Genomic DNA, 18,104 nt, shown 5'->3' with positions numbered 1-18,104 from the left:
TCGAGGTACCCAGAAATGCACTTCTCACAGTCCACTTCGTCCGTTCCGCTGCCGAAAGGCTCCGTCATGATCGTCTTCGGGACCCGTCCCGAGATCATCAAACTCGCCCCCCTCGTCCGGGAACTGGGAGACGCCGCCTTCGTCGTCCATACCGGTCAGCACTACGACCCGGGGATGTCCCGGGTGTTCCTCCGGGCCTGCGGGATCGAGCGGGTCGACCTCCAGCTGCACGTCGGAGGTCTCCCGCGGGCCGCCCAGATCGGGCGCGCCGCCGAGCAGATCGCCGAGGCCATCACGCGCTTCGAGCCGGGGTACGTCGTCGTCCAGGGGGACACGAACGCGACGTTCGCCGCCGCTCTGGCCGCGAACGCCGCCGGAGTCCGCCTCGGGCACGTCGAGGCAGGACTCCGGGCGAACGATCGCCGGATGCCCGAGGAGCACAACAGGGTGATGGTCGACCACATCGCCGACGACCTGTTCGCGGCGACCGAGGCGAACCGCGCCAACCTCCTCGCCGAGGGCATCGACGATGCGCGCATCCTGGTCACCGGCAACCCGGTGGTGGAGGCGGTGCGTGCGCAGCGCGCCGGGGCGGACGGCGATGCCGAGGTGCTCGCCGAGCTCGGGCTCGCCCCCGCCGGCTACGTGCTCGCCACGCTGCACCGCCAGGAGAACGTGGACACCCCGGAGAACCTCCTGGCCACCCTCCGCGCGTTCAACGCCATCGCGGCATCGGGGTGGCCCGTCGTGTTCCCGGTGCACCCCCGCACGAGGGCGATGCTCACCACGCTGGACGCCACGCATCTCCTGGACGCGCTGATCGCCGAGGAGCCGCTTCCCTACGAGCGGTTCCTCGCGCTCGCCGCGCATGCCGCCCTGCTGGTCTCCGACTCCGGAGGTATCCAGGAGGAGGCGACCGTGATCGGGCGCCCCGTCCTCGTCGTCCGGGACTCGACCGAGCGCCCCGAGGCGCTGGGATCCTTCACGCGGCTGGTCTCACCGCAGGAGCTCGCCGCTGCCGCAGCCACCCTGCTGGATGCGGTGGAGCCGACCCTCGCCCGACTCGCCGCCGTGCCGTCGCCCTTCGGGGACGGCCAGGCCACTGCGCGCATCGCGGCGCACATCCGCACCACCGTCGCCCCGCCCCGCCCCGAGGAGTCCTGATGTACAGCAACGCCCTGACCACCCCGCTCGCCACAGTCGGCGCCCTTGCCGCCACCGGGCCGGAATCCATGACCACCGTGGTCATGGCGGCGGGGATCGCGGTGACCGTGGGGGCGGGACTGCTCCTGCGCACCCACCTGCTGCGGCGACCGTCGCCGGCTCCTCGCCCGATCCGCCGATCCGTCGCGCCGGAAGAGGACCCCGTGCGGGGGAGGACTCCCTGATGTTCCCGGTGCTCAACGCGTTCACGGTCCTGCTCGGCGTCGCGTTCGTCACGTACGTCCTGTTCATCCTCATCCCCTATCTGCGCTATCCGAAGACCGTTCCCGGTGACCCGGCGCACTTCGAATGGCACTTCTTCATCCCGTGTCGGGACGAGGAGGCGGTCATCGACACCACCGTGTCGCGGGCGCGGCGGGACTTCCCCGGGGCCCACGTCTGGGTGATCGACGACGACAGCGAGGATGCCACGGCGGCGATCGTCACCCGCTGGGCCGACGCCGACGAGCACGTGCATCTCGTCCAGCGGCGGCGACCCGAGGCGCGGACCGGCAAGGGCGACGCCCTCAACGCCGCCTACCATCAGCTCCTCGCCTGGCTCCCCGCCGACGCCGACCATGATCGGATCGTCGTCGTCGTCATCGACGCGGACGGCGAGATGGAGCCCAACGCCCTCGAGATCTGCGCGGCCGACGACATCTTCGGCGACGAGAGCGTGGGGGCGGCGCAGATCGCGGTGTGGATGAAGAATCGCGACGACCCGAAGCCGTACCCGCACGGCGGCCGGTTCGCCAACATGTTCGCGCGGTTCCTGCTGCGGATGCAGGATCTCGAGTTCCGCACCACGATCGCCGCGATGCAGTCGCTCCGGGCCAAGACGGGGACGGTCGGTCTGGGAGGCAACGGCCAGTTCACCCGGCTGTCCGTGCTCGACGCGATCGGCGACACGTTCGGCGAGCCGTGGCACGGCGCCCTGCTCGAGGACTACGAGCTGGGCGTGCACGTCGTGCTGGCGGGCTACCAGGTCCGCCACGTCTACGACACGCACGTGAACCAGGAGGCCCTTCCCTCGATCCGTCGCCTGCTCACGCAGCGCACCCGGTGGGCGCAGGGGAACATCCAGTGCGTCAAGTACATCCGCGAGGTGGTGAAGTCGCCGTACGTCGACAACGCCGGGGTGATCGAGACGGTGTACTACCTCGTGCTGCCGTTCCTCCAGATGCTCGGCGGACTCTCGTTCCTCATCCTCTTCGGGGCCCAGGTCGGGTACTGGGTGCAGCAGCCGGAGCTCTTCCAGGTCGCGCTCGGCGACACCCTCGGCGTCCTCGGACTCCTGTTCGCCTTCTCCGTCGCCCCGTTCGCCGTCTGGGGATTCGTCTACAAGATCCGCTGCGAACCCCAGGCGAGCTGGCTGACGGCGCTGGGGTGGGGGCTCGGGGTCTGGCTCTACGTCTACTACATGTACATCTGCATCGCGCGGGCGTTCCTGCGCATCGTCCGGGGCAAGAACGGCTGGGCCAAGACACGCCGCAATGCGGAGGCCCACGTCGTCGTCAACGGATCCGTCGCCGTGGAGGCCTGATGACCACCGTCACCGAAACCCTGCCCGCCCTCCGCGCTCGCCGACTGGATCGGGTGTCGCCGTCGAACCGTGCCGCGCGCGTGGTCGTGGCGCTGCTGATGCTCGCCGCGGGGGGAGCGCTCCTGGCGGTCAACACCTCCTTCCGCGCCATCGAGGCCGTCGTCGCGACGTGGTTGCTCTCGCCGTTCGTCGAGGGCCAGCGTGCAGCGATCGGCGAGCACTACCTCGTCTGGACCCCGAACGGAGACCTGATCGCCCTGCAGATCACGGTCGAGTGCACGGCGCTGCTGATCGGCCTCCCCCTCACCGTCGTCGCCGCGGTGATCCTCGCCTTCACCCGCGTGCGGTGGAGCCGGCTCTTCGGCGGGCTCGCGGCGATGTGGGGCATCGTCTTCGCGGTCAACATGCTGCGGCTCGTGCTGATCGGCTGGGCCACCCAGACCTGGGGTCTCGATCCCGGGTACAAGGTGAGCCATGTCTTCGTAGGGTCGCTCGTCGGCGTGCTCGGCTACGTCGTCGGACTCGTCGTCATGCTCCTGATCATCGGCGTCCGTGCCCCTCAGCGCCGGAATACTCGTCGCCCACGGACGTAATCGACCGTCGCCCCCTCCGTCTCATTCGCGGCGAAGCACTCTGCTCGTCGTGTCCACATCAAGAAAGAGGCTTCATCATGAAGAGCATCCTCAAGACCGCGTGCAGCGCCGGCGTCGGCCTGCTGATCGTCGGGGGTTCGCTCCTCGGCGCGCAGGGGGCCATGGCCGCCGACGAGCCGGACTCCCCGAGCACCACGTCCAGCGGCGGGGTCTCCTCGGTCCGCAGCACGGAAGACGTCGACGGCCAGGCCTCGACGCGGGGCTACCTGGGCCGCGCCACGCAGACGGCGCAGACGGGTGTGACCCCGGGGTCGGAGATCAAGGAGGGAGCCATCGTGCAGCTCGTCAACGACGAGCAGATCGACGGCGTCTACAAGGTGATCCTGCCCGTGCCGGCGCACACGACCTTCGTGTCGGCGACCGCCGGGGGTCAGCTCGTCGGAGGCAACGTCGTCTGGACGTTCAACGTCACGCACGACGGCGGCACCAGCATCGTGACCCCGATGGCGACGTTCACCGTCGACGCCGACTACTGGGGTCCGCAGATCACCAACAGCGCCAAGGTGCTCTACACCGGCGGCGTCTTCACCGACGACCACCGCTTCACCTACAACTACGGCCACACCTTCGCCGAGCGTCCCCCGGTACCGGTGGCCGATCCGGCCGTCGGGCTGGCCGGAGCCGGTGTGATCGCCGTCGGAGCCGCGGGCGCGTTCGCGCTGCGCCGTCGTCCCTCGGCGACCCGGTGACGGGCGCCGGACAGAGACGGAGGACGAGAGACCTGTGAAGAAGACATCCTTTCTTCGGGGTGCGCTGACCGTGGGGGTGCTCACCGCTCTGGCGGCGGGCGCCCTCGCGGGTGCCCCCGCCGCCTCGGCGGCCGACGTCAACGGCTGGAGCGGATCGGGAGACACCCGTACCGCGTCGGCCGCCGGCGCGACGGCCCGCATCACCACCACCGACAAGGTGCAGATCAAGGGCTCCGGCAACGCCGTCGACCTCGCGACGGTCCGTGACGGCGGGGAGCTCGGGCTCAACGTCATCGGCCTCAACGAGGGGTACCCCTGCAAGAACGGCATCGAGTGCGTCCGCGGGAACGTCGTGATCGACTTCGGCCAGCAGGTGACGAACCCGAAGATCACCCTCGCCAACCTCGGCGGTGACGTCTACTCCATCGGCGGCGTCGTGCAGTCCTCGGCGAAGTACACGCTGAAGACCTCCGGGGTGAGCCTGAGCACCGTGAGCGGGAACCTCGATGTGACCTCGAACACGATCACCTCGACGTCCTTCACCGCCAAGACCGGTACGGTCCAGGTCAACGGCACGGTCTCGAAGGTCGAGTTCCAGCTCAGCATGCGCTCGAAGGGCGCGTTCCTGGGCCTCGTGCCGTCGTGGACGAAGGTGCCGAGCGATCTGCACAGCATCGACATCGACGTGGACAAGCCCACGGCGCCCGCGCTGACGGTGGACAAGAACGACCACCGTGACACGGCCGTGATCGGCGACCAGCTCTCCTACGACATCGTGGTGCGCAACACCGGCACCGGTGCGGCGAGCAACGTCGTCGTCAGCGACGACCTGCCGGCCGGGCTCACCGGGATCACTGCGGCGTACACCGCCGGCACGACCGGGACGGTCTCGGTCACCGGGCAGCGCGTCCAGGGGACGATCCCATCGCTCGCTCCCGGGGCGTCCTCGACGATCACCGTGAAGGCCACCGTCGGCGATGCGACGCCGATCGGGAACCTGCGCAACAACGCGTGCGCCGTGGGAACCTCCACGAACCAGGCGTGTGACTGGGATGACACCACCATCACCAAGAAGACGACGCCGGTGCTGACCATCAGCAAGAACGACGGTCAGGGTGATGTGAAGCTCGGTCAGGACCTCACCTACGACATCGTCGTGCGGAACACCGGAGACGGCGCAGCCACGAACGTCGTGGTCAGCGACCCGCTCCCGGCCGGTCTCGACTTCGTCTCGGGTAGCGGTCCGTCGGGAGTGACGGTGAGTGCCTCCGGGCGCACCGTGACCGCCAACCTCGGCACGCTGGCACCCGGGCAGTCGGTCACGCTGAAGGTGAACGCCAAGGTCAACCAGTCGGCTCCTCCCGGGGCGCTGACCAACCAGGCCTGCGCGGTCGCCGGGAACGCGGCGAACGTCTGCGCGACCGACACCGACACCGTCAAGCGCGAGTTCTTCCAGTACACGTTCAACTCGAACCCGACCGACCCGACGCCGGGTCAGGCCGTGACGTACCGGATGGAGTTCGGCAACAACGGCAACGTCGACTCGGCGAACGCGGAGATCGCGTACACGCTCGCCGGCATCCTCGACGATTCCAGCTGGAACCCGTCGAGCGTGACCGCCAACCGCGGCACGGTCACCGTGAGCGGCGACAGCATCGACTGGAAGGGACCCCTCGCCTCGGGTGAGACGGTCGTGATCACCTTCACCGGTGTCTGGAACGGGAACGGCGACGGCTTCGCCTTCCCCAACGTCACCTACTACGGCAGCGCGCGCTAGCCGGACCTCAGGCGGACGCGCGGGTGCAGGCCCCTCCTCTGGGGGTGGCCTGTGCTCGCGCGTTCGCCTGTTTCCGCGTGCGGGTGAGTCAGTCCCGGTCGGCGCGACTGATGAGGTCCATCAGCTCGTCGAGCGTGTCGACGTCGATGACCTCGGTGCCGTCGGGCTCGCGCACCTCGATGCCGTCGACCTCCAGCTCCTCGTCGAGCTGCACGAGGATGCGCGACTCCGGGAACTGCTTGGGGGCGACGAACGCCAGCAGCACGGCATCCGCGAACACGACGACCGACGTGGCCTCGAGGTCGTCCCGCAGGTCGATCTGCTCGACGACGGGCTCGTCCTGCACCGCGTCCTCGATGTCGAGCGCGACCTCCTCGACGATCGCCCGCCAGCGCTTCTCGCTCATCGAGAGCACCTTCGCGATGGCAGCGACGAGCTCGTCCGGATCCAGGTCCTCCGCGGTCTCGTCGCCCTCCAGCTCGGGGTCGACGTTCACGTTCACGACGGTGCCGGCGGCGTCCAGGCTCGCCCGGCCGTAGACGAGACCGTTCTCGGAGACGGGGTCTTCGAGCAGACCGCTCTCGACGATGCGGGACAGGAGGAGATCGAGCGCCATGCTTCCAGTCTCGCGCATCTCGCGCGCCGTGGCCCCTGGTTCTTCCGCGACCGGAATCTCGGACGCGCGTAATCGATCCGCCCCCTCCGTCTCTTGTTCACCGGACCATCCCGACTCGACGGCCCCCGGCCGCGTTCGAAAGGCAGGCTGCTGTGATCCGTCCCCTCTCCCGCGGCATCGGCGTAACGCTCGCCGTCGGTGCTGCTCTCGCCCTGGCGATCCCGTCATCCGCGCTTCCGGCGGCGGCGGAGGTCGCCCCTGACGCACCCGCTCTGAACTGGGTCGTGAACACCGCCCCCGGTGCAGCGAGCGACGAGACGCTGCGCGCGGCCATCGCCGACGCGGGAGGGACGCTCCTGATCTCGTACCCGGAGATCGGGGTCACCGTCGTCCGGGCGCCCGAAGGAGAGTTCGCGGCGCAGCTCCGCGCCCAGCCGTGGGTGCAGTCCGTCGGCCCCACCCGCACGTCGACCATGCCGGACCGCCTTCCCGAGCCGGCGGTATCGGCAGCCGGGGTCACGGACGAGCCCGAGACCATGCCCGCCGAGGGCACCGCGTGGGACACCGTCGCCGTCGGCGCGACGACCCCGGGCGGGGCGGGCGTGGTCGTCGGGGTCGCGGACAACGGCATCGACGCGGGACACCCCGACCTCGCCGACCGCATCGACCCCGCGCTCTCCGTCGGCTGCGGGATCAACGGCGTCCCGGACACCCGGCCTGCCGCGTGGCAGCCGGCCGCGGGGCTCGTCGGAGCCCACGGGACCCATGTGGCGGGGAGCATCGCCGGCGCCGCCAACGGCTCCGGGATCCGCGGCATCGCCCCGGATGCGCGCGTCGCCGCCATCAAGGTCGACAACCAGACCGGGCACATCTACCCCGAGGCCAGCATCTGCGCGACGATGTGGGCGGTCCGACACGACATCCCCGTCGTGAACCACAGCTACTACGTCGACCCCTGGTACGTCTGGTGCGCCGGTGAGGAGACACAGGCCGCCGCACTGGAAGCCCTCCGCCGCACGTACGCCTATGCGCACGAGCAGGGCGTGGTCAACGTCGCCGCCGTGGGGAACGAGGCGCAGGACCTCGCCACGATGACCACGGACGTCCTCAGCCCGGACGACGGTGCCCCGGAGCCGCGCCCCGTCGACTCGTCGTGCCTGAAGGCCCCGGCCGGACTGCCGGACGTGATCTCCGTCGCCGCCGCCGATCAGGACGAGACCAGCGGCGCCGTCGTCAGGGCCGGATTCTCCAACTACGGAGCGGGCAAGGTGACCGTCACCGCTCCCGGAGTCGTGTGGTCCGCGGTGACCCGCCAGGACGACGGCTCGATCTACGCCCAGTTCCCCGGCACGTCCATGGCCTCGCCGCACGTCGCGGGGCTCGCCGCTCGGATGCTCGCCGCCGACCCGACGCTCACTCCCGACGAGGTCGCGCGTCGCATCAGGGCCACGGCCGACGGCGTCGCCGACGAGGGACCGGATCGGGTGGGCGCCGGACTCATGGACGCCGACATCGGCACCTCCGTCCCCGCCGTCGGGGTCTACTCCCGCGTGGCGCTCACCGGGCAGTCCTTTCGGGTGACCGGCAGCGGACATCCGCCGCGGAGCACCGTCGAGCTCCGCGTGGGCACCGCCACCACGCCGGTGCAGACCGATGCGCAGGGACGGTTCGCGACCGTGTTCCCCCTCCCCGCGGATGCTCCAGCCGGGCCGAGCACCCTGATCGCCGGCGAGGCCAGGGCCCCCATCGTCATCCGCACCTCCCCGGCCACGCCGACCATCCTCACCCCGAAGGCCGGGGCCACGGTCACCGCGACCACGACGACCATCTCGGGTACCGGCGTGCCGGGCTCGCGGGTCCGGGTGGACGTGCGCGACGGGGAGGTGACGCCGTTCCTGCGGTTCGTGACCGTGCGCGACGACGGCACCTGGACCGTGAATGCGCCGCTGACGCAGGGGACCTACGAGGTCGTGGCCAGGACGATCGTGGGCAGCGACACCTCGGCCACCACCGCGCCGGTCCGGTTCTCGGTGCACACGAAGTCGGCGATCGGCTACTCGGTCGAGCTCTCCCCGCAGCCCGGGGCTACGCACGACACGCTCATCCTCCTGGACCTCGCCAATGCCGGGGCGGCGGGCGGACGGGCGGTCGTCGACATCGATCTGACGGCTTTCGGGGACGTCGAGATCCCGGTGCCGACGGTGGGCGAGGTCGAGCGGACGGCCCGCGGGCTGCGATGGACCCTCACGCTGGACTCGGCGGAGAAGGCCCAGCTGCAGATCCCCGCGACCTCCGGCGACGAGCCCGCCTTCCCCATGATCGCTGTGCGCTGAGACAGGCGGTCACGCTGGTTCAGGCGCTTTTTGGAATCAACAGCCTGAACCGGCGTGACGGCCTGCGTGTCAGAGCCACCTCTTGTACTTGAACACCCCATAGAGCCCGACCGCGAACGCAGCCATCGCCCCGATCGCCATCGGATACCCGAACGCCCAGTGCAGCTCCGGCATCACGTCGAAGTTCATCCCGTAGACGGTGCCCACGAGCGTGGGGGCGAAGATGATGGCCGCCCACGAGGAGATCTTCTTGATCTCGTCGTTCTGGGCGAGCCCCGCCTCCGAGTGCCGCCGGGCGACCAGCGCCGACTGCACCGTCAGGGCGTTCTCCAGGATCGCGCGGAATGAGTCGACCCGCTCGTTCACGCGGATCGTGTGGTCGAGCACGTCGCGGAGGGAGCGCTGCAGCTCCTCGTCGATGCGGTACTTCTCCGACCCGCGGCGCAGCCACTCCAGCATGCCGCTGAGCGGGTGCACCGCGCGCTGGAAGTTGATGACCTCGCGGGAGAGCTCGTAGATGCGGCGGGAGAGGGCGTCGTCGTCGCTGTCGCCGAAGAGCTGGTCCTCGATCTCGTCGATGTCGTTCTCCAGGCCCGCCACGACGGGCTCGTACTCGTCCACGACCTCGTCGAGGATCGCGTAGAAGACCGCCTCCGGTCCCATCGCGAGCAGCTCCGGGTTCGCCTCCATCCGGCGGCGGACCGCGGCGAGGTTCGGCGACTCCGCGTGGCGGATCGTCACCACGAAGTCGGGGCCGATGAACAGGTGCAGCTCACCGAACTCGATCGACTCCTCCTTGTCGCGGTAGCGGGCGGGACGCAGCACGGCGAAGAGGGTGTCGCCGTAACGCTCCACCTTGGAGCGCTGATGCCCCGAGAGCGCGTCCTCGACGGCGAGCGGATGCAGATCGAACTCGCGGGCGACGGACGCGACCTCCTCCGGACTCGGCCGGTACAGGCCGATCCACGCGATCCCGCCGGCGGCATCCAGCATCCGGTAGGTCTCGTCCAGGTTCTTCGGGGTCTCCACGCGACGTCCGTGGACGTACACGCCGTTGTCGATGAGCGCCATGATGCGGCTCCGTTCTCGCGGGCGCACGGACGCGAGGGTCCGTGCGGATTCGTCAGGGGGCGGGAGACGCCGCCGATGACTGCGAGGCGAGAGTCGCGGACGCGGAGCAGGAGCTCAACGCGTGAGTGCGGGGAAGCGCGACGCAGCGAGGGCGGCGTCGTTACTATCGTCGGACATCGCCATCACCGCCTTTCCGTGCTTCTCCGGGGGCCAGCTTACCCCTCTGTTTCGAATCGCCCGAATGGCCCCATTCCGGCCGCAGATGCCGCCAAGTGCGCGATTCGAAGGGTCAGGGGACGATCGCGTCGATGTAACCGCCATCGACCCGGACGGCGGCGCCCGTCGTCGCCGAGGCGAGCGGGGACGCGAGGTACGCGACCATGTTCGCGATCTCCTCCGGTTCGATGAGCCGCTGCAGCAGGGACTGGGGGCGGTGCACGCGCATGAACTCGCGCTGGGCCTCCTCCCACGACAGCTGCGGATCCACGAGCGAGTACACGAAGTCCTCCACGCCGCCGGTGTGGGTCGGGCCCGCGAGCACCGAGTTCACCGTCACGCCGGTGCCGGCCGCCTCCTTCGCGAAGCCCCGGGACACGGCGAGCAGTGCGGTCTTCGACATCCCGTAGTGGATCATCTCCGCTGGGATCACGACCGCGGAGTCGCTCGCGATGTCGAGCACCCGGCCCCAGCCGCGCTCCTTCATGCCGGGCAGGGTCGCGCGGATGAGCCGGACGGCGGCGAGCACGTTCACGTCGAAGTACCGGCGCCACTCCTCGTCGGAGATGTCGAGCGCGGGGGCTGCCCCGAAGATGCCGAGGTTGTTCACGAGGATGTCGACGTCTCCGGTGGCGGCGAGGACGCGGGCGGCGCCGTCCTCCGTGGTGACGTCTCCCGGCGCGGCGACGAGGCTCCGGTCCGGATTCTCCTCCTGCAGCGCGGCGATGACCGACGATACGGTCTCGGGGTTCCGGCCGTTGACCGCGACCCGTGCTCCCGCGTCGGCCAGAGTCGTGGCGATGGCGAGTCCGATGCCCTGGGTGGAGCCCGTGACGAGGGCGGTCTTCCCGGCGAGGTCGATGCGCATGATGTCTCCTCCGTGTCGCTGCGGCCTCGGGTACAACGCCCGCCGCGCCGGATTCATGCCCGCGCGCTCGCCCGCCACGGAAGCGGCGGGGAGGCGGCCATGCGCGCACGGTGTACCTGGGGGAGGGCCGGGAGTGGGACGTGCCGTCTCCATGCGGGACGGGAAACCCACCCGCGGGCCCTGAGTCCGGCGCGTTCTCGATCGGGCACGTGTCGACCCGGCGAGCCGGGGACTCGGCCGTGCCGATGGGTGCGGGACCGGAAACGGGCCGGGGACGGGAGCGGAAGGCGCGGTTTTGATCCCGCACGGCGGGACCCGGCACGTGCGGGACGGAAAACGCGCCGGGGGTGGGCCGGGGAGGTGCTCTCTTGATCCCGCACCGTGGCGGGGGTGGGCGGACGGGTGAGGACGCACCCGGGACGGCGGGCCCGGGTTCGAGACCGCGTGCAGGATGGGAAACGTTCCTGACGAGTCGGAGCGGGGAGCGTTTTCGATCCCGCGAGGTGGAAACTCGGGGCGCGGAGAAGGGTGCGGGATGGGAAAGGTGCCGGGGGAGACCGGAAGGGGAGCGTTTTCGATCCCGCGAGGTGCCGGGGGGTGCGGCGGGGCGGGGGTCAGAGGGGGATGGGGGTGCCGGCGCGGGAAGCGGACTCCTGCGCGGCCTTCACGATCTCGACGGTGCGGATGCCGACTCCGGCGTCGGGCTGAGGCTGACGGCCCGCGCGCACGGCCCGCACGAACTCCTCGAGCAGCAGGGCGTCGAGGTCGGCCCCGACCGGGGTCCAGGTCTCGCCGTGGACATCGTGTCCGGCCACGCCCTTCGCGAAGGGGCTCACGGTCACGGTCCCGCGCTCCGCCACGACCTCGAGGGTGAGGCCGCCCCAGGTCGGCGAGCTCAGCGGCCAGCTCCACGAGCAGTCGATCGTGGCGATCACCCCGCTCGGGTACTGGATCGTCACGAGGCCCCCGGTCTCGACCGCGAGGTCGCGCTCCCCGTGCAGGATGCTGTTCGACACCGCGCGGACGGTCTGCGCCCGCTCACCCAGGAGATCGTCGAGGAGGTCGGCGCAGTGCACGACGTGGTCGACCAGGGCACCGCCGCCGGCGAGCGTGGGGTCGGTGAACCAGGCCCGGTCCTGCGGGAGCTTGCCGTTGTTGATACCGGTGACGCCGAGGATCGCCCCGAGGCGTCCGCTGCGCAGCTCGGCGAGGGCGTCGCGCACCGCGGGGGAGAAGCGCACCGGGTACGCCACCATGAGCATCACGCCCGCTCGGTCGCAGGCGTCGCGCATCGCGATCGCGTCCTCGACCGTCGTCGCCAGCGGCTTCTCGCACAGCACGTGCACGCCGGCCGCGGCGGCCTGCTCGACGAGGGCACGGTGACGGGAGTTCTCAGCGGCCACGACGACCGCGTCCGGGCCCCAGGCGAAGGCCTCGTCGTAGGTCTCGACGTACGCGACCCCGAGCTCCGCGGCCAGAGCGGCACCGCGCGGAGCGTCGTCCGGGGCGGAGGCGCCGTCGGGATCGGCGGCGATCAGCTCGACGCCGGGCATCTGCTGCAGCGCGTGCACATAGCTGAGGGCGTGCGTGTGCGCGAAAGACAGCACGGCGATCCGCAGCGGACGGGGAGCGGTCATCGGGTGGCCTCCTCGGCAACGGCGACGGCGGGGGACGAAGCGGGGAGGGCGACCGGGGCTCCGGAGGCGATCGAGGCGTAGGCGGCCTCGGCGACCGCGACCGCCCGGATCCCGTCGTCCGGGGTGACGGCGGCCTCGCGTCCCTCCGCGATGGCGGCCACGAAGTCGGCGATCTCCGCGTAGTACGGGCTCTCCTCCGGCGACATCGGCGGGAGGTAGTCGGTCGCGCCCTCGACGAGCACGGCGTCGGTGCGCAGCGTGTGGTCCTCGGCGCTGTCGTAGCGCAGGCGCCCCTCGGACCCGGCGACCTCGACGCTCGTGCGGAACGGCATGCCCGGCTGCACCCAGCTCGCGTGCACGTGGCTGATGACCCCGTTTCGGTGGGTGAGCACGACATGAGCCGTGACCGGGGCCGGTACGCGGTCGTCGACCGTCGGCGGGTTCTGCACCGCGTAGACGCTGTCGACCGGCCCGGCGAACCACAGCGCCTGATCGATGTCGTGGATCATGAGGTCGCGGATGACGCCGCCGCCCGCCCGCTCCGAGAAGAACCAGGGGGCCTGGGGCGCGGCGCCCAGACGACGGAAGCGCTGCACGGCGGGGATGCCGATCTGCCCGGCGTCGAGGCCGGCCTTGATCCGGGCGTACTCCCCCATGTAGCGCACGACGTGGGCGGGGAACAGCCGCACCCCCGCGGCGGCTGCGGCGGCGGTCACCTCGGCGGCGGCCTCCGCGGTCGCGGCGAGCGGCTTCTCGCAGATCACGTCGATCCCGCGGGCGATCGCGCGCAGGGCGAAGTCGGCGTGAGTGCTGCTCGGTGTGACGATGTCGACGACGTCGACCTGCTCCAGGAGCGCATCGACGTCGGCCACGACCTCGAAGCCGTACTCGGCGGCGATCTCCTCCGCGCCCTCCTTCGAGGTGACGAAGCCCTGCACGCCGAGCGCGCGCCAGGCATCGGCGTGCACGCGGGAGATCCCGCCCGCGCCGATGAGTCCGACCTTCAACGTGCTCACTGCTTCTCCTCGGGGTCGTCGCCGGCCGCGGGGTCGTGCGGCAGGGGGGTGATCGGTGGGGCGGGCATGTCCTCGATGCCGTAGATGTCGCCCGGATGCCGCTGGAACGCATGCACGACGGCGCCGTGGGCGGCGGCTTCCGCTCCCAGCCGCGCCTCCGCGACGGGCACCTGGAACGGCAGACCGAGATGGCCGGTCAGGGCGGCGCGCAGGGGGTCGAGCAGCTGCTCGTGCGCGGCCGAGAGCCCGCCGCCGATCACGACCATGGCGGGGTCGACCGTCATGATGAGCGTCGCGATCCCGTGGGCGAGCTCGTCGATGAAGCCGTCGAGCTCCTCCCGGGCGGCCTGCTCCCCGCTGCGCGCCAGGGCGAACACCTCGGCGGCCGTCGGGGCGGTGCGCCACGAGATCTGCCCGGTCTCGGTGTTCAGGCCCCGGAACGCGAGGCGGCCGATGTCTCCCGCCGCGTTGTGGATGCCGCGACGGGGGCGGCCGCCGAGGATGAGCCCCATGGCGATGCGGTTGCCGACCGAGAGATAGATCACGTCGTCGACGAGCTGCGCGACGCCGAGGTGATGTTCCGCGACGGCCGCGAGCCGCACACCGTTGTCGACCGCCACGGGGCAGCCGAACGCCTGGCGCAGCTGCGAGCCGATGTCGATGCCGGACCATTCCGGGATGACGACCGAGGTGGTGACCCGCCCGTCGTCGTCGACGATGCCGGGCAGGGAGACGCCGATCGCCCGCAGGCCGGTCCGCGGCAGCGAGAGCGGGGCGAGCGTGCGTCGCACGTCGTCGATCACGGCGGCGAGCTTCGCCGGGCCGTCGGGCTGCTCCGCGACGCCGGGGAACGCCCGCTGGGCGATCACCACGCCCGCGAGGTCCGCGACGACGACGCGCACGCTCGCGACGCCGATGTCCACGCCCACCACCACGCCGGCGGCGGCGTGGAAGGAGTAGCGGCGGGCCGGTCGCCCCGCGCCGCCGCCGTTCTGCGCCGGGGCGTCGACGAGGAGTCCCGAGTCGGAGAGCACCGCCACGGCGTTCTCGACGGAGGTGCGGGAGACCTCGAGCGACCGGGAGAGGTCGCTGACGGTCGCCGGTCCGGCGTCGCGCAGCCGGAGTGCGGACCGCGCCACGATCGAGAGCGGACTGGTCGCGCCCATCGGGTCCCTCCTTCGTCTCCGCCGTTGGTGCGATCAAATTAGCACACCCGATTCTCAGATCGGGGATTGTTGTTCACGGCCGAGAAACACGGCCGAAACAAGGCTCTGAGAACTTGTGCTTGACGAATTATCCAAAGCCAATGTCATAATGAACCGTACTCAGCACGGTTTACGCAAAGGAGCACCATGCGCGTCAGCAAGATCACCGGCGTCGTCGCGGGAGTCGCGGCCGCCACCCTGTTGGCCGGATGTTCGGCCGGCGGAGGCAACACCGCAGAGGGCGAGCAGGACATCACGGTCTGGCTCTACCCCGTCATCGCCGACGAGGCGGTGCACAAGGACTTCTGGGACTCGACCATCGAGGCGTTCGAGAAGGAGAACGAGAACGTCAACGTGAAGTACGAGATCTTCCCGTGGGCGAACCGTGACGAGGCCCTGCAGACGGCGATCGCCGCCGGCAAGGGACCGGACGTCGTCTACCTCATCCCCGACCAGCTCGCGGCGTACCAGAAGTCGATCGCCCCGCTGAACGACCTGCTCAGCGAGGAGCGCCAGGGCGACCTGCTCCCCAACGTCAAGGAGTCGGTCACGCTCGGCGGCGACATCCTCGGCGCCCCGATCCTCACCAGCGCGCAGCCGCTGATCTGCAACGCGGCCGCGTTCGAGGCCGCCGGGGTGACCGAGTACCCGGAGACGTGGGACGACATCGCCGAGATGGCTCCCGCGTTCATCGACAAGGGCATGTACGCCCTCAACTACCCGGCGTCGGCCGAGAACACCCTCAACCTCACCTACTACCCACTGCTCTGGCAGGCCGGCGGCGAGGTCTACACCGAGGACGGCGAGGTCGGCTTCGACAGCAAGGCCGGCGAAGAGGCGCTCACCTTCCTGACCGACCTGGCCGAGGAGGGCGCGCTCGACCCGGAGGCCCTCACCACCAACGTCCCGCTGGAGCAGACCGCCATCGCCCAGGGCAAGGTCGCCTGCACCTGGAACAACGCCGTGACCGAGGTCGCGCCGTTCTGGGGCGAGGAGAACGTCAAGGTCCTCGCGCCGCTGACCGACAAGGAGTCCGTGGCCTACGGCACCGTCGGCTCGCTGTCCGTGCTCAAGGGCTCGAAGGCCCCCGAGGCCGCGGCCGCGTTCGCCGAGTTCGCGACCGGCGCCGACGTCGTCGAGCCGTACCTCAAGGCCGCCGGCTACTTCTCCGCGCTCAGCACCACCGAGCCGCTGTACGCCGACGACCCGCTCCTCGGCGAGGTCGAGAAGTACGTCCCCGACACCACGGTGGGCGAGCTCGATGCCAGCTCCCGTGCGCTCATGGGAGTGCTCTCGCCGGAGATCCAGGCCGCCCTGCTGGGCCAGAAGTCCCCGGCCGACGCCCTCAAGGACGCCGCGGCCGCCGCAGCCCCGCTGCTGCAGAAGTGACACCCCGGGGGCGTGCGGGTACCCGCCGCACGCCCCCTCTCTCCGCCCCCCACGTGAGGAATCGACAATGACGACGGCCACCACGGCGCCGAAGCCCGCAGGACGGGTCGCCCGGGTGCTCGCCCGACGGGAAGCGCGCGTCGCGTTCCTGTTCGTGCTCCCCGCCTTCCTGCTGTTCATCGCCTTCCGCTTCGGCCCGAGCATCGCGGGTGTGGCGCTGAGCTTCTTCGACTACGACATCTCCGGCGAGATCGCCTGGCGCGGCCTCGACCACTTCCAGCGCCTCGTCGCCGACCCGCTGTTCTGGCGGGCGCTGGGGACCACCCTCATCTACACGGTCTTCGCGGTGCCGATCGCGCTCGTGCTGTCGACGATCATGGCCCTCGGCGTGCGCCGCGCCTTCCGCGGCGCCCGGTTCTTCCGCTCGATCTTCTTCCTCCCGGTCATCACCTCGCTCGTGCTGGCCGGCTCGATCTTCGTCTGGATCTTCTCCGCCAACGGTCCCTGGTCCGCCCTGATGACGCCGCTCGGCCTCGGCGGCTCCTGGCTCGGCAGCACCGTGCTCGTGATCCCCGCGATCGTCGTCGTGGGCGTCTGGTCCCGGTTCGGCTACGGGATGATGATCCTCATCGCCGCCCTGCAGGACGTGCCGCGCGAGCTGGAGGAGGCGGCGCTGGTCGACGGCGCGAACGCCTGGCAGCGTTTCCGCTGGATCATCCTCCCGCACCTGCGCCCGACCTTCTTCTTCCTCGCGGTGATCGAGACGACGGCCGCCTTCCAGGTCTTCGACGTCATCTACGTGATGACCCAGGGCGGGCCGGCGAACGCGAGCTACTCGCTCGTCTACATGCTCTACGACCAGGGCTTCCGCTACTTCGACTACGGCTACGCGGCCGCGGTGGGCGTGGCCCTGTTCATCATGACCCTCGTGGTCGCCCTCATCCAGCGCCTCGTGATCGGAAAGCAGAAATGACCGCCCTCCTGCAGCCGCCGACGCAGACGACGCCGCCCGCGACGCGTCCCGCCGCGCGGAAACGCCGCTCGTTCCGCGCGCTCGAGCCGACCGGCTGGGGCATCGCCATCCGCTGGATCTGGCTGAGCCTCGCCGGGATCCTCAGCTTCTTCCCCTTCTATGCCATGGTCGTGCTGAGCCTGAAGCCGGGCATGCTCGTCGAGCTCCCCGGCTCGCTGCTCCCGTGGAACGACATCTCCTTCGAGGCGTACGAGCAGGTGCTCGGCGGGCAGAACATCCTCGTCTGGCTGTTCAACACGCTCGTCTACTCGCTCGTCTCGGTCGTGGCGGTGCTGTTCCTCTCCGCGCTCGCCGGCTACGCCTTCGCCAAGAAGCGCTTCCGCGGCAAGGAGGTCATGTTCTGGTCGTTCCTGGCGATGGTCATGGTGCCGTTCCACGTGACGCTGATCCCGACGTTCATCCTCATGGCGAACCTCGGCGGCATCGACACGTACTGGGGGCTCATCCTGCCGACGCTCGCGAACGCGCAGGCGGTCTTCCTCATGCGCCAGTTCATCCAGGGCCTTCCGGACGAGCTCTTCGAGGCCGCCCGCATCGACGGCGCCGGCGAGTTCCGCATCTTCCTGCGGATCGTGCTGCCGCTGTGCAAGCCGATCCTCGCGACGCTCGGGATCTTCGTCTTCCTCTGGCACTGGAACGACTTCCTCTGGCCGCTCATCATCGCCAAGTCCAACTCGATGTTCACCCTCACCGTGGGCATCTCGTCGCTGCAGCAGCAGGATGTGCCGCTCAGCACCATGCTCGCCGGCTCCGTCGTGGCGCTGCTGCCGATCTTCCTCGCGTACCTCATCGCTCAGCGGTACGTGCAGGAGGGCGTCACCGGCACCGGGATCAAGGGCTGAGAAGAAGGGAACC

16 protein-coding genes are annotated in these 18,104 nt (G+C 70.3%); 10 read left to right on the top strand and 6 right to left on the bottom strand.

Translation table 11 applies throughout. From position 1 onward, the window contains the following. Positions 1-66: 66 nt before the first annotated feature. The 6 genes from wecB to DW296_RS09440 all read left to right on the top strand — a co-directional run bounded on the left by wecB (position 67) and on the right by DW296_RS09440 (position 5,865). Positions 67-1,164: a non-hydrolyzing UDP-N-acetylglucosamine 2-epimerase gene (gene wecB / locus DW296_RS09465; RefSeq protein WP_240743050.1), complete on the top strand. Its 1,098-nt coding sequence runs from the start codon at positions 67-69 to the stop codon at positions 1,162-1,164. After that, positions 1,164-1,388, top strand: coding sequence for an LPXTG cell wall anchor domain-containing protein (locus DW296_RS09460; RefSeq protein ID WP_136052021.1), 225 nt, complete (start codon positions 1,164-1,166; stop codon positions 1,386-1,388). The genes wecB and DW296_RS09460 overlap by 1 nt, the downstream gene beginning before the upstream one ends. Then, positions 1,388-2,746: a glycosyltransferase family 2 protein gene (locus DW296_RS09455; protein WP_136052020.1), complete on the top strand. Its 1,359-nt coding sequence runs from the start codon at positions 1,388-1,390 to the stop codon at positions 2,744-2,746. The genes DW296_RS09460 and DW296_RS09455 overlap by 1 nt, the downstream gene beginning before the upstream one ends. Then, positions 2,746-3,339, top strand: a complete 594-nt coding sequence (locus DW296_RS09450) for an exosortase/archaeosortase family protein (RefSeq protein WP_136052019.1) — start codon at positions 2,746-2,748, stop codon at positions 3,337-3,339. The genes DW296_RS09455 and DW296_RS09450 overlap by 1 nt, the downstream gene beginning before the upstream one ends. A gap of 77 nt (positions 3,340-3,416) precedes the next feature. Further along, positions 3,417-4,088: a hypothetical protein gene (locus tag DW296_RS09445; protein WP_136052018.1), complete on the top strand. Its 672-nt coding sequence runs from the start codon at positions 3,417-3,419 to the stop codon at positions 4,086-4,088. Positions 4,089-4,122: 34 nt separating this feature from the next. Beyond that, positions 4,123-5,865, top strand: coding sequence for a DUF7927 domain-containing protein (locus DW296_RS09440; protein ID WP_136052017.1), 1,743 nt, complete (start codon positions 4,123-4,125; stop codon positions 5,863-5,865). 88 nt (positions 5,866-5,953) lie between these two features. On the opposite strand, the gene DW296_RS09435 is transcribed toward DW296_RS09440, so the two are convergent. Further along, a complete protein-coding gene (locus DW296_RS09435; protein WP_136052016.1) occupies positions 5,954-6,481 on the bottom strand; it encodes a cytochrome C5 in 528 nt (175 codons plus the stop codon). Between the two features lie 152 nt (positions 6,482-6,633). On the opposite strand from DW296_RS09435, the gene DW296_RS09430 reads away from it, so the two are divergent. Beyond that, complete coding sequence (locus DW296_RS09430; RefSeq protein ID WP_136052015.1) at positions 6,634-8,814, top strand: S8 family peptidase; 2,181 nt, start codon at positions 6,634-6,636, stop codon at positions 8,812-8,814. Between the two features lie 69 nt (positions 8,815-8,883). Here DW296_RS09430 and corA read toward each other — a convergent pair whose 3' ends face one another. The 5 genes from corA to DW296_RS09405 form a co-directional block, all read right to left on the bottom strand. After that, the gene (gene corA / locus DW296_RS09425) at positions 8,884-9,885 is read right to left on the bottom strand and encodes a magnesium/cobalt transporter CorA (protein WP_025104158.1); all 1,002 of its coding nucleotides are present in this window, start codon (positions 9,883-9,885) and stop codon (positions 8,884-8,886) included. A 289-nt stretch (positions 9,886-10,174) separates the two neighbouring features. After that, entirely contained in the window at positions 10,175-10,969 is a 795-nt protein-coding gene (locus DW296_RS09420; protein ID WP_136052014.1) for an SDR family NAD(P)-dependent oxidoreductase, read from the bottom strand. Positions 10,970-11,583: 614 nt separating this feature from the next. Next, positions 11,584-12,606, bottom strand: coding sequence for a Gfo/Idh/MocA family protein (locus DW296_RS09415; protein ID WP_136052013.1), 1,023 nt, complete (start codon positions 12,604-12,606; stop codon positions 11,584-11,586). After that, on the bottom strand, positions 12,603-13,622 hold the full coding sequence (locus DW296_RS09410) for a Gfo/Idh/MocA family protein (RefSeq protein WP_136052012.1): 1,020 nt from the start codon (positions 13,620-13,622) through the stop codon (positions 12,603-12,605). The genes DW296_RS09415 and DW296_RS09410 overlap by 4 nt, the downstream gene beginning before the upstream one ends. Further along, positions 13,619-14,788 (bottom strand): ROK family protein, encoded by a 1,170-nt coding sequence (locus DW296_RS09405; RefSeq protein ID WP_136052011.1) that lies wholly within the window; start codon positions 14,786-14,788, stop codon positions 13,619-13,621. The genes DW296_RS09410 and DW296_RS09405 overlap by 4 nt, the downstream gene beginning before the upstream one ends. 186 nt (positions 14,789-14,974) lie before the next feature. Between DW296_RS09405 and DW296_RS09400 the strand changes: the two genes are divergently transcribed. The 3 genes from DW296_RS09400 to DW296_RS09390 all read left to right on the top strand — a co-directional run bounded on the left by DW296_RS09400 (position 14,975) and on the right by DW296_RS09390 (position 18,091). Next, complete coding sequence (locus DW296_RS09400) at positions 14,975-16,216, top strand: ABC transporter substrate-binding protein (RefSeq protein ID WP_102208546.1); 1,242 nt, start codon at positions 14,975-14,977, stop codon at positions 16,214-16,216. Positions 16,217-16,283: 67 nt separating this feature from the next. Further along, positions 16,284-17,189, top strand: coding sequence for a carbohydrate ABC transporter permease (locus DW296_RS09395; protein WP_101847765.1), 906 nt, complete (start codon positions 16,284-16,286; stop codon positions 17,187-17,189). Further along, on the top strand, positions 17,186-18,091 hold the full coding sequence (locus DW296_RS09390; RefSeq protein ID WP_136052010.1) for a carbohydrate ABC transporter permease: 906 nt from the start codon (positions 17,186-17,188) through the stop codon (positions 18,089-18,091). Before DW296_RS09395 ends, DW296_RS09390 begins: the two co-directional genes overlap by 4 nt. Positions 18,092-18,104: the final 13 nt, after the last annotated feature.

This window comes from Microbacterium sp. K36, from assembly GCF_004794355.1.
Classification (GTDB): domain Bacteria; phylum Actinomycetota; class Actinomycetes; order Actinomycetales; family Microbacteriaceae; genus Microbacterium; species Microbacterium paraoxydans_D.
This window is presented reverse-complemented; position numbering and strand designations above follow the sequence as displayed.